This window comes from Shewanella vaxholmensis (assembly GCF_031932135.1).
Lineage (GTDB): Bacteria > Pseudomonadota > Gammaproteobacteria > Enterobacterales > Shewanellaceae > Shewanella > Shewanella hafniensis.
In genome coordinates this window covers 270,724-282,465 of the sequence record NZ_JAUOEV010000001.1, presented here as the reverse complement: position 1 = coordinate 282,465, position 11,742 = coordinate 270,724, and the positions used below count along the sequence as shown (strand labels likewise).

9 protein-coding genes are annotated in these 11,742 nt (G+C 47.1%); 6 read left to right on the top strand and 3 right to left on the bottom strand.

Annotated elements, in window-relative coordinates; all coding sequences use genetic code 11:
• Nucleotides 1–41: 41 nt before the first annotated feature.
• The 3 genes from aceB to Q4Q46_RS01075 all read left to right on the top strand — a co-directional run bounded on the left by aceB (nucleotide 42) and on the right by Q4Q46_RS01075 (nucleotide 4,073).
• Nucleotides 42–1,691, top strand: a complete 1,650-nt coding sequence (gene aceB / locus Q4Q46_RS01085; RefSeq protein WP_311905013.1) for a malate synthase A — start codon at nucleotides 42–44, stop codon at nucleotides 1,689–1,691.
• 140 nt (nucleotides 1,692–1,831) lie between these two features.
• A complete protein-coding gene (gene aceA / locus Q4Q46_RS01080) occupies nucleotides 1,832–3,157 on the top strand; it encodes an isocitrate lyase (RefSeq protein WP_012588215.1) in 1,326 nt (441 codons plus the stop codon).
• A 547-nt stretch (nucleotides 3,158–3,704) separates the two neighbouring features.
• On the top strand, nucleotides 3,705–4,073 hold the full coding sequence (locus tag Q4Q46_RS01075; protein WP_006080843.1) for an acyl-CoA thioesterase: 369 nt from the start codon (nucleotides 3,705–3,707) through the stop codon (nucleotides 4,071–4,073).
• Between the two features lie 95 nt (nucleotides 4,074–4,168).
• Here Q4Q46_RS01075 and Q4Q46_RS01070 read toward each other — a convergent pair whose 3' ends face one another.
• From Q4Q46_RS01070 to yiaY, 3 genes are all read right to left on the bottom strand, one after another.
• Nucleotides 4,169–4,375, bottom strand: coding sequence for a hypothetical protein (locus Q4Q46_RS01070; protein ID WP_006080844.1), 207 nt, complete (start codon nucleotides 4,373–4,375; stop codon nucleotides 4,169–4,171).
• 289 nt (nucleotides 4,376–4,664) lie between these two features.
• The gene (locus tag Q4Q46_RS01065; protein WP_006080845.1) at nucleotides 4,665–5,030 is read right to left on the bottom strand and encodes a hypothetical protein; all 366 of its coding nucleotides are present in this window, start codon (nucleotides 5,028–5,030) and stop codon (nucleotides 4,665–4,667) included.
• Nucleotides 5,031–5,890: 860 nt separating this feature from the next.
• Nucleotides 5,891–7,039, bottom strand: a complete 1,149-nt coding sequence (gene yiaY / locus Q4Q46_RS01060; RefSeq protein WP_063882698.1) for an L-threonine dehydrogenase — start codon at nucleotides 7,037–7,039, stop codon at nucleotides 5,891–5,893.
• A 610-nt stretch (nucleotides 7,040–7,649) separates the two neighbouring features.
• Here yiaY and betI point away from each other — a divergent pair.
• From betI to betA, 3 genes are read left to right on the top strand one after another with little or no spacing between them, the layout of a single operon-like run.
• A complete protein-coding gene (gene betI, locus Q4Q46_RS01055; protein ID WP_063882696.1) occupies nucleotides 7,650–8,255 on the top strand; it encodes a transcriptional regulator BetI in 606 nt (201 codons plus the stop codon).
• Complete coding sequence (gene betB / locus Q4Q46_RS01050) at nucleotides 8,246–9,709, top strand: betaine-aldehyde dehydrogenase (RefSeq protein WP_311905012.1); 1,464 nt, start codon at nucleotides 8,246–8,248, stop codon at nucleotides 9,707–9,709. Before betI ends, betB begins: the two co-directional genes overlap by 10 nt.
• Nucleotides 9,710–9,718: 9 nt before the next feature.
• Nucleotides 9,719–11,404, top strand: a complete 1,686-nt coding sequence (gene betA / locus Q4Q46_RS01045; protein WP_311905011.1) for a choline dehydrogenase — start codon at nucleotides 9,719–9,721, stop codon at nucleotides 11,402–11,404.
• The last annotated feature ends 338 nt before the right edge of the window (nucleotides 11,405–11,742 follow it).

Genomic DNA, 11,742 nt, shown 5'->3' with positions numbered 1-11,742 from the left:
GTTAAGCCTGTGATAGTGGAGCCTCTTGGGAGGGCATCAAGATGACGGAACACACTTTGAGTGAACAGCAATTGAATTCGACACTGGGTAAAGCTACAGCAAACGCCACGCTTAATATTGTGGGTCGTGACATTCCAGGCCAAGAAGTCATCTTTACCGAAGGGGCTGTCGCCTTACTCGAATCCCTTTGTCGTGAATTTGCCGACGAAGTACCCGCCTTACTCGCTAAACGTAAAGATAGGCAAGCGCGTATCGATAAAGGCTCATTACCCGACTTTCTGCCTGAAACCCGCGCTATTCGTGATGGTGCATGGCAAATTCGCGGTATTCCCGATGACTTGCTTGACCGCCGCGTGGAAATCACAGGTCCCGTTGAACGTAAGATGGTGATTAACGCACTCAACGCCAATGCCAAAGTGTTTATGGCCGATTTCGAAGACTCTTTAGCACCAAGCTGGGAAAAAGTCGTCGAAGGTCAAATCAATCTACGTGATGCCGTGCGTGGTGATATTGAGTACACAGCACCGGACACAGGTAAGCACTACAAATTAGGACCAAATCCGGCGGTGCTTATTTGCCGCGTTCGTGGTCTGCACCTTAAAGAAAAACACGTGCAGTTTAACGGCAAAGCGATTCCTGGCTCACTGTTTGATTTCGCACTGTATTTCTACCACAGCTATCGCCAACTTTTGGCCAAGGGCAGTGGTCCATACTTTTATATTCCTAAGTTAGAAAGTCATGTTGAAGCGCGCTGGTGGGCAAAAGTATTTGCTTTTGTTGAGGAAAGGTTTTGTCTGCAAGCGGGCACGATTAAATGTACTTGCCTGATCGAGACGTTACCGGCCGTGTTCGAAATGGACGAAATCCTCTACGAGCTGCGTTCCAATATCGTCGCGCTGAACTGTGGTCGCTGGGATTACATCTTCAGCTATATCAAAACATTAAAGCGTCATAGCGACCGTGTTTTACCGGATCGCCAAGCCGTCACTATGGATACGCCTTTCTTAAGTGCTTATTCAAGACTCTTGATTAAGACCTGCCACAAACGCGGTGCGTTAGCGATGGGCGGCATGGCGGCCTTTATTCCAGCTAAAGATCCGGTTCAGAACGAAGCGGTATTGCAACGAGTCCGTCGAGATAAAGAGCTCGAGGCGCGTAACGGCCACGATGGCACTTGGGTGGCACACCCTGGTCTTGCCGATACCGCTATGGGTATTTTCAACGAATACATAGGTCAAGATCACTGTAATCAATTACATATTACCCGTGATGTAGATGCGCCAATCCTGGCTAGCGAACTGCTTAAAACCTGCGACGGTGAGCGCACTGAACAAGGGATGCGTCTGAATATTCGAATCGCACTGCAGTATTTAGAGGCGTGGATCAGCGGCAACGGTTGCGTACCCATTTACGGCTTAATGGAAGATGCGGCTACGGCTGAGATTTCTAGAGCCTCAATTTGGCAATGGATCCAACACGGTAAGTCGCTGTCAAACGGCAAACTCGTGACCAAGCAACTCTTTAAAGACATGTTGGTTGAAGAGCTGTCGAACGTGAAAAAAGAAGTGGGTAGCGACAGATTCACCCATGGCAAATTCACCCAAGCGGCGGTATTGCTCGAAGACATTACCACCTCCGACGAGCTGGTCGATTTCTTAACCTTACCCGGTTACGAAATGCTGACTGCCTAGGATGAACCCATTTGCTTGAACCGTTTTATATCAATCAGATTTAGCTGTGGCGGGGCTACCGCCAACCAAACAATTTAGCAGAGTGAAACTGGGGGGCAGTTTCATGATAGCTACAACATCAAAGAGAAAGGAGCGACACTATGACTAAGGCAACGACTCAGACTTCACGTCAAGAGCAGATTGATGCAATCAAGAGAGATTGGGCAGAAAACCCACGTTGGAAAAACGTGCGTCGTCCTTACACCGCGGAAGAAGTGGTTGCACTTCGCGGTTCAATCGTGCCTGAGAATACTATCGCTAAGCGTGGTGCGGCTAAGTTATGGGAACTGGTTAACGGCGGCGCTAAAAAAGGCTACGTGAATTCGCTCGGTGCGTTAACGGGCGGTCAAGCGGTACAACAGGCGAAAGCGGGTATCGAAGCGATTTACCTTTCTGGTTGGCAAGTGGCTGCCGATGCTAACTTAGCCGGCACTATGTACCCAGATCAATCTTTATACCCAGCGAACTCAGTGCCGGCTGTGGTATCACGTATCAATAACTCTTTCCGTCGTGCTGACCAAATTCAGTGGGGCAATGGCGTTAATCCAGAAGATGAAAAATTTGTTGATTACTTCCTGCCAATCATTGCTGACGCAGAAGCGGGTTTTGGCGGCGTATTAAATGCCTTCGAACTGATGAAGTCGATGATCGACGCGGGCGCTGCCGGCGTTCACTTTGAAGATCAGTTAGCTTCAGTGAAAAAATGTGGTCACATGGGCGGCAAAGTATTAGTGCCAACCCAAGAAGCGGTTCAAAAACTGGTTGCTGCACGTTTAGCGGCGGACGTGAGCGGTGTCGATACACTGGTTATCGCCCGTACCGATGCTAACGCGGCCGATTTGTTAACTTCAGATTGCGACCCATACGACCGTGATTTCGTGACCGGCGAGCGTACCAATGAGGGTTTCTACCGTGTGAAAGCCGGTCTTGACCAAGCGATTTCTCGCGGTCTTGCCTATGCCCCGTATGCGGATTTGATTTGGTGTGAAACCGCCAAACCAGATTTAGAAGAAGCGCGTATTTTTGCTGAAGCGATTCATGCCCAATACCCAGATCAACTGCTTGCTTATAACTGCTCGCCTTCATTCAATTGGAAGAAAAATCTGGACGACGCCACTATCGCGCGCTTCCAACAAGCCTTGTCAGACATGGGCTACAAGTACCAGTTCATCACGTTAGCCGGCATTCATAACATGTGGTACAACATGTTCGACCTCGCTTACGACTATGCGCGTGGCGAAGGCATGAAGCATTATGTTGAAAAAGTTCAAGAAGTTGAGTTTGCAGCAGCGAAGAAAGGTTACACCTTCGTCGCGCATCAACAGGAAGTGGGCACAGGTTATTTCGACCAAGTGACTACGGTTATTCAAGGTGGCCATTCATCAGTGACCGCACTGACTGGTTCTACCGAAGAAGAGCAGTTTTAAGCAGTAAGCAGCGCTTAGGATGATCCATTGTGATTGTGGATCACTCCTTAGCACGCCTTATGCTGATGTATGTGGTAAGGCGTGGTTAAAAACTCGAAATAGAGGGCAAGGGCGGACTGTGATGAGTTACCTCCCTTGCAGCTTAAATCTCGAGTCGAGTATGAAAGAGTGTTACCCGTAAGCCTGTGTTTAGCTGCTCTGCAGCTGTTATCCCCCGTGCAGTTCGCCTACATGTGTTGTGCGGGTTTTTAAGTCAAATCTTGTGACTTAACTTCCTACCCAGTGAGTTTTTGCTTGCCTTAGCTTGGCGACTCTATGAGTCGCTATTTTTTTGCTTATTGGTTCACGATTGCGCTGATTAATATGGTGCAACTCTGATCCAACTCTGATACGACTTGGTGCAATAATCGGATTATTTTACAGCAGCTTATTGCTATCTCATTGTTATTTAATGGCTATCAATTGTGGCCTGAAAAATGCTCTGAATACAGTGGGAAGTTATAGCGTATTAAAGCTGATTGTTGGCATTCACATTGAGGTCACCGCCATGAAATATTACAGTCGCCGTTTAGTTAAACCTGAACATTTAAATCCAGCAAATACGCTGTTTGGCGGTCAGTTGCTCAGTTGGATAGACGAGGAGGCCGCTATTTTTGCTGCCTGCCAGATGAAGAGCACCAGCCATGTGACTAAGCTGATTTCTGAAATTAACTTTATGACGCCAGCGCACCAAGGTGATGTAATTGAGTTTGGTCTGGAGCTGGTGAGCCTCGGCCACAGTTCTATTACCGTAAGCTGCCAAGTGCGCAATAAGATGACGCAGGCGCCAGTGGTGAGCATAGATAAGATGGTGTTTGTGCATGTGAATGCCCAAGGATTGCCTGTGCCCCACGGTATTCGGGCGAATGCGGCTTAGCGGGCGCGGAGCTTGAAATGCGTGATGCTTAAAGTAGGTTATTTAAAATGTATAAGACACTTAAAACAGACAGTGACGCCTAGGCGTCACTGTAATTAGTCTTTGGTTAAATCTTCTTTTACCGACTTGACGGCATCTCGCGAGGCATGACCTATGGCTTTGGTGGTGTCTCGAGTCGCGTGGCCTATCTCAGTGGTGACATCTTTAGTGGTTGTGCCGATAGCACGGCCTGCGTCCTTTAAATCCGCACAGGCGGATGTAGCGAGTAATAAAGGAATAATAATGAGCGTCGCTTTATTCATTGTGATGCTAATCCTCAATTTAAGTTCGTAACTCAATTTACTGAGCTCTGCCATTTTTACAGTGCCAAATAACATTCGGGACAATATAACAGATCTTGAGCTGAATCACGCTATGGCACCATTATCTGCCGAGTTGTTGTCGTAATGTCTTTAGGCAAGTTTGAGCAAGAGGTGTGAAACGGATAGTGCGAAATGACGTCGGAGTTTAAATTTTATTAATTCAGCAAATAAAAACGCCAGTGGCGTTTTGCGCACTGGCGTCTAAGGTCGCTAAATAATACTGCAAAGATTATTCGAGTTTGGCTAAGCGTTGTTGATAGTCTTCAATCAGGTGCTGCATGATTTCTTCCGGTGCAGCATCGTCACAGCAATCATCTAAAAAGATTTTAAAGGTGACTAGGGCATGGCCGTCATTTTTGAGTCTGTCACTCTGCATCGAGAAGTAAGCATCTTCATTTTCGGCTTTACGAACCACGAACTTATTTGTTTCGAAGGACTTATCCCCAGAAAGCTCGTGCCACTTAGTGATGCGATTTAACGCGATTTCACAGGACTGGTTCATTTCAATATGATTTAACCAAGTAACGGGATGTTCAGGATCTTTGTAATGTGGACATCTAACTGTGTAGTTATATACATGGGTGATTGCAGTCATAGCGTACCTACCTGTTCGAGGATATTGTTGCCATCATAGGCATCGTTTTTGAATTCGGTCAATCATTAATTAAGTCTATTTAGCCTTGATGTTTTTTGACGGAGAAGGATAGTTACTGCATGAAAATTAACCATTTACTTAATCTGTCATGTCTCTATTTAGCATGAGTTTTATGCCAATAACTTTGTGCTAGATCTCAGTTTTGGGTGAAGTTTCGCTTTTGCTGAATTACTGATTAATAAAGCAACAACTTGGCCGTCAGTAAGTCTTATTGAGTGTAAGTGATAAAAAGAGTGAACCGCGGAGTAAGTAGGTTAATTAAGCTTTAGTGGGTGTAATACGATTAAGTACCAGCTTAAGTTGTCGCAGAGGAAACGCAGAAGGCAGAATGGACAGAGGCCCATTCGTTAGAACGGGCCTCTCAGCTGGCTTCATCTTTTGCAGGGAAAAAGCGAACTGGGGCCATCTTATCGGATCTGTAACAGTCTGTAACCCACAGAGATCACGTTTTTTATATCATTTTGCTATGAATATTTGAGGTTCAGATCCTTTCTTCTTGAATATGCAGATTTGTGAGTGTTTTGTCAGTGCAAAGGTGCATAGACACTGAGTTTTATGTTGGTTTTTGTTGCTCAATTTTTAAGATAGTAACTTACCTCACCATCTTGTCGATACCGGTATAAAAAAGGCCCCAATAGTGCAGCGATAATCTGCGCACTATTGGAGCCCAAAACGCATTCATTGGAGGATGAAGTCGTGTTTACGCACTAGCAGGACAATCAGTCGTTATCCAGCAAGTTAGCGCACGATTGCTGTGCGATAACTTGCGATTGATAAAGTATGGCGATTACAGCGCGCAACTACAGCGCATTAGTGAAGATCTGACAGATCTCCGCATGGGTCGCTTGTTTTGGATTGGTGAATCCACAGGCATCTTTTAACGCGTTATCCGCAAGTGTTGGAATATCTTCCGCTTTTACGCCTAACAAGGTCAGGTTTTCTGGGATCTTAACCGCAACAGACAGCTTTTTGATTGCCGCTATCGCCGCACTGGCACCTTGCTCATCGGTCATGTTGGACACATCCACACCCATAGCCTTAGCAATGTCTTTTAAGCGAGCAGGGACGACCTGGGCATTGTATTCCTGTACATGGGGCAGCAGCAGGGCGTTACACACACCGTGGGGCAGATCGTAGAAACCGCCTAATTGGTGCGCCATCGCATGCACATAACCTAAGCTGGCATTGTTAAACGCCATACCCGCTAAGAACTGAGCGTAGGCCATTTGTTCACGGGCGTTGATATCTTGACCGTTTTCAACCGCGTTGACTAAGTTAGCCTGAATCAATTCTATGGCCTTGATCGCACAGGCGTCGGTGATCGGATTGGCTGCAATAGACACATAGGCTTCAACCGCGTGAGTGAGTGCATCCATACCGGTTGCGGCCGTGAGGCTCGCAGGCTTTTTCAACATGAGCTCAGGGTCATTGACCGACAGCAAAGGCGTAGTGTGCTTATCGACAATCGCCATTTTAATGTGGCGGGCTTCGTCGGTAATGATACAGAAGCGCGTCATTTCACTGGCAGTACCTGCCGTCGTATTAATAGCCACTAACGGCAATTGTGGTTTTGCGGATTGATCTAACCCTTCGTAATCCTTAATGCTGCCGCCATTGGTGGCAACAAGGGCGATACCTTTGGCGCAATCATGGGGTGAGCCGCCACCGAGTGAAATCACAAAGTCACACTTGTTGGCTTTTAACAGGGCTAAACCGGCTTCGACGTTCGTCACGGTTGGGTTAGGTTGTACGCCATCATAGATGGTGGAGGTAATGCCATTTTGACCAAGTTTTTCGGCCACTTCACCGACTAAGCCAATTTTGACTAAGGGTTTGTCTGTCACTATGAGTGCGTGCTTAAAGCCTAAGGTTTTGATGTCACCGATAGCGTCATCCACAGCGCCTTGGCCTAATACGTTGACAGAAGGAATAAAAAATTTAGCAGCCATAAAATCCACCTATTAATTTGCAAAGATAAATTTGTTTTCGTTTCTGGTGTTCAAGCTACCAATTTGGAGGTAGTGAAAGTGTGAGCTTGATCGAGTTCAGCGCTTATCTGGGGCCAATTTCCCACTAAAGTTGGAACCCGGTAACTAAACTTCGGACTTTTATGACGGGTATCAGTGTCGGCGTACGGTATGGTTTTTCTGGGGGGGAGCGCCGTGATGGCGCATCATTTTTGTGTGTTTTTTACTGGTCTTGTTATCTCACTTTTCATCCCACTTTTTAGCTAACATTTGACGGCTCAATTGTTAAATCTAACAGAGGTTAAACCTCATTAATACTCTCATCTGTAGCATTAACTCCAGTTAATTAGTTTGATGTCTAATATTAATTTTTGCGTACTGCTGTGGTTGTTGTAGGGCCGCAAGTCAAAGAAATCTATACATTTATCTTGTTTTTACACATTAATTCTTTTTTGCATAACTAACTTGTGAGCTTTGTCACTGTGCTATTTTAGGTTGATAGTTACATCACTAATCATTATCATGATTGTTAATTGAACGTTCAATTAACGTCGTTCAGAGTATTGAGAGAGTGGTTATTCCTTGAGTATTTATGCCTAAAGCCGCAATGAAATTGATACGCAGACAGCAGCTTATCGATGCGACATTAGCATCGGTTGCCTTGCATGGATTGCAGCACACGACCATCAACAGCATTAGTCAGTTGGCGGGGATGTCGTCGGGGATCATCAGTCATTATTTCAGTGGTAAGCAGGGCTTGATCCAAGCGACGCTACGCCACTTGCTCGAGCAGTTAAAGCAGGCGTTGCTCAATCGAATCCAAGGACAAGTGTTGGCGCCAACAGAGCGCTTAATGATGATAGTTGAAGCGAATTTTACCGAGTTACAGCGCTCACGAAATGTCACTCACACTTGGCTGAGTTTTTGGGCACAGGCCGTCCACGATCCCCAGTTAGCCCGTTTGCAGAATATTAATAGTCGCCGCTTATACAGCAACTTACATTTTTCCTTTCGGCACGTGTTGCCCAAAGAGTTTGCCCTGATGGCTGCTGAGCAAACGGCGGCGATGATCGATGGATTTTGGTTACGCAGTGCCTTAAGTGAAACCCCTGAACAGGATTTTGTTCAGGCCGAAAAATTATGCAAAACCTTTATTCACAATGTGATAAAGCAGCATGGAGTCAATACATGTCAGTAGAAGTACAGTACAACTTTATTGCGGGTCAGTTGCTCGCTAACGATAGCGGCGAAACCTTCGACGTCGTCAATCCTGCCACTGGGCAATTGGCGTATCGAGTGCAAGTGGCCGATGACAAAATTCAGCAAGCGGCCATCGAGAGTGCCAAAAAAGGCTTTGCGATTTGGTCTGCCATGAGTGCCACTGAACGCAGTCGTATTCTGTTAAACGCGGTCGCATTATTGCGCGCTCGTAATGATGAACTCGCGGCAATCGAAGTGTGCGACACAGGTAAACCTTGGCAAGAAGCCTCAGTGGTTGATGTGGTCACAGGCGCAGATGCCATCGAGTTTTTCGCCCATATTGCCCCAGGGCTTGAAGGCGCGCAGCAGCAAGTCGGTGGGGATTTTTATTACACCCGCCGTGAGCCTTTAGGCATTTGTGCTGGCATTGGCGCCTGGAATTACCCATTACAAATCGCCTGTTGGAAGGCCGCTCCTGCATTAGCCAGCGGCAATGTGATGATTTTTAAACCTTCGGAAGAAACGCCGCTTGGCGCACTGAAATTAGCGCAACTCTTAAGTGAGGCGGGTTTGCCCGATGGCGTATTTAACGTCGTAATGGGCGATGGCAAGGTTGGCGCTTGGTTAACGGGACATCCGGATATTGCCAAAGTGTCTTTCACTGGTGAAGTCGGTACTGGCAAGAAAGTCATGGCCGCGGCGGCAAGTTCATTAAAAGACGTCACTATGGAACTCGGCGGTAAATCACCGCTTATCGTGTTTGACGATGCCAATATCGACAATGCGGTTTCAGGTGCCATGCTCGGTAACTTCTACACCCAAGGTGAAGTCTGCACCAATGGGACGCGAGTGTTTGTTCATGAATCGGTTTATTCACGCTTTATCGAAAAACTGCTTGCCCGTACTCAAGCCAATATTGTGGTGGGCGATCCTATGGCGCCAGAGACTAACTTTGGCGCCTTGATCTCCAAAGACCACCAGCAAAAAGTGCTCGATTATATTCAGCAAGGTATCGATGACGGCGCAACTTTGCTCACTGGTGGCACAGCGTTAACGCCAGATAATGCACCCAATGGTTACTTTGTCGCCCCAACCATTTTTACCGATTGCACCGACGAGATGCGTATCTGCCAAGAGGAAATCTTTGGCCCTGTGATGTCGGTACTCACCTTTAAAGATGAAGCCGAAGTGATTGCTCGGGCAAACAATACCGGCATGGGCTTAGCTGCTGGGGTGTTCACCCAAGATATCAGCCGTGCCCATCGGGTTATTCATCAGTTACAAGCGGGGATTTGCTGGATTAATGCCTATGGCGCATCGCCAGCTGAAATGCCCGTGGGTGGATATAAGTTGTCGGGTATTGGCCGTGAAAACGGCAGCGAGACACTCAAGCATTACACCCAAGTTAAAGCCGTTTACGTGGGTCTGCAGCCCTTAGAAAGCCCATTTTAAGGAGGCATTTTGACTCAGTCATTAGAGCAAAAATATTATAATTACATCATAGTTGGCGCAGGCTCAGCGGGTTGCGTGCTCGCTAATCGTCTGTCAAAGGATCCTAAAAACGAAGTGCTGTTAATCGAGACAGGTGGCAGCGATAAGAGCATCTTTATTCAGATGCCGACGGCGTTATCGATTCCGATGAACAGCCCTAAATATGCTTGGCAGTTTGAGACGCAGCCTGAGCCGCATTTAGATAATCGCAAGATGCATTGTCCTCGGGGCAAAGTGCTTGGCGGTTCATCGTCGATCAACGGCATGGTGTATGTCCGTGGTCATGCCAGGGACTTTGATGAGTGGCAGGCGCAAGGGGCGACCAACTGGGATTACAGCCATTGCTTGCCGTATTTTAAAAAGGCAGAAACCTGGGCCTTTGGTGGCGATGAGTATCGCGGCGAGTCTGGGCCGTTAGGCGTGAATAACGGCAACCAGATGCAAAATCCCTTATACCAAGCCTTTGTGGATGCGGGCATCGCGGCGGGGTATTTATCGACCGCCGATTATAATGCAGCGCAGCAAGAAGGTTTTGGCCCTATGCACATGACGGTCAAAAAAGGCGTGCGTTGGTCTACCGCTAATGCCTATTTACGCCCGGCGATGGCCAGACGTAACCTTACCGTGTTGACCCACACTTTAGTGCATAAAGTGTTATTGGAAGGGCAAGCGGCCGTTGGCGTTCGCATTGAGCACAAAGGCAAAGTTGAAGATATTCGTTGTAATAAAGAAGTGGTTTTAGCTGCTGGTTCAATAGGTTCGCCGCATTTGCTGCAATTATCAGGCATTGGCGATCCCCAAGTATTGGCCGATGCAGGGGTCGAGTTACAACATGAGCTGCCCGGTGTTGGTCAGAATTTACAGGATCATTTAGAGTTTTATTTCCAATTCAAATGCCTTAAACCGATTTCACTCAATGGCAAGTTAGATCCTTTCAGCAAGTTCTTAATCGGTGCGCGGTGGATCTTAGATAAGTCTGGCCTAGGGGCCACGAATCACTTTGAATCCTGTGGTTTTATTCGCTCAAAAGCGGGTCTCGAGTGGCCAGATTTGCAGTACCACTTTTTACCTGCGGCCATGCGTTACGATGGTAGAGAAGCCTTTGCGGGTCATGGTTTTCAGGTACATGTAGGCCATAACAAGCCTAAAAGCCGTGGTGCCGTGACCTTAGTGTCGGCAGATCCTAAAGCGCCACCTAAGATCCAGTTCAATTATTTACAGCATCCCGATGATATTGAAGGCTTTAGAGCCTGTGTGCGTTTGACCCGTGAGATCATCAATCAAGCGCCATTCGATGAGTATCGCGGCGAGGAAATTCAACCCGGCACACAAGTGCAAACCGATGAGCAAATCGATGCCTTTGTGCGTCAATCGGTTGAGAGTGCTTATCATCCTTCTTGTTCATGCAAGATGGGCACAGATGCGATGGCGGTGGTGGATCCTGAAACCCGCGTGCACGGCTTGCAGAATTTACGGGTAGTGGATTCTTCTATTTTCCCGACTATCCCAAACGGCAATTTGAACGCTCCGACCATCATGTTGGCTGAGCGCGCCGCGGATATGATTTTAGAGGCTGAGATGTTAGCGCCGGCGGATTCCGCCGTTGTGGTTGCCGACGCTTGGCAAACCACACAAAGAAGCACTGCGACAAGTTAACGGCGCAAGTTAACGCCATAAGTGCACAACATGCCTGCTCGGTCCGTCTTATCGATGGACTGGCGGCTTCAATTTTGAAGTGACTCATTAATTGATGACTCAAAACTCATTAATTGATTACTGAAAATAAGGGTCATGATTCATTTTATCTAAAGGGTCGGTCAGCCCGCAGTGAGTGTGCAACTGATCACTTTCACGACTGAACATCTATCAGGGTTTAACTATCGCAGAGCGCTTTTTAAGTAGCGATATTTAAGGCTTGAGGGCAGAGCGCTGCCTTTAAAAATGATTCAGTTTTTTATTATTAAATAAAAACATGGAGTTAAATTTATGGATTC

What these genes read in the sequence shown, in the direction of transcription:
- Q4Q46_RS01070 (WP_006080844.1), bottom strand. Translation starts at nt 4,375, where the DNA reads ATGAATAAAGCGACGCTCATTATTATTCCTTTATTACTCGCTACATCC.
- betI (WP_063882696.1), top strand. Translation starts at nt 7,650, where the DNA reads ATGCCTAAAGCCGCAATGAAATTGATACGCAGACAGCAGCTTATCGAT.
- Q4Q46_RS01065 (WP_006080845.1), bottom strand. Translation starts at nt 5,030, where the DNA reads ATGACTGCAATCACCCATGTATATAACTACACAGTTAGATGTCCACAT.
- yiaY (WP_063882698.1), bottom strand. Translation starts at nt 7,039, where the DNA reads ATGGCTGCTAAATTTTTTATTCCTTCTGTCAACGTATTAGGCCAAGGC.
- betB (WP_311905012.1), top strand. Translation starts at nt 8,246, where the DNA reads ATGTCAGTAGAAGTACAGTACAACTTTATTGCGGGTCAGTTGCTCGCT.
- aceB (WP_311905013.1), top strand. Translation starts at nt 42, where the DNA reads ATGACGGAACACACTTTGAGTGAACAGCAATTGAATTCGACACTGGGT.
- aceA (WP_012588215.1), top strand. Translation starts at nt 1,832, where the DNA reads ATGACTAAGGCAACGACTCAGACTTCACGTCAAGAGCAGATTGATGCA.
- Q4Q46_RS01075 (WP_006080843.1), top strand. Translation starts at nt 3,705, where the DNA reads ATGAAATATTACAGTCGCCGTTTAGTTAAACCTGAACATTTAAATCCA.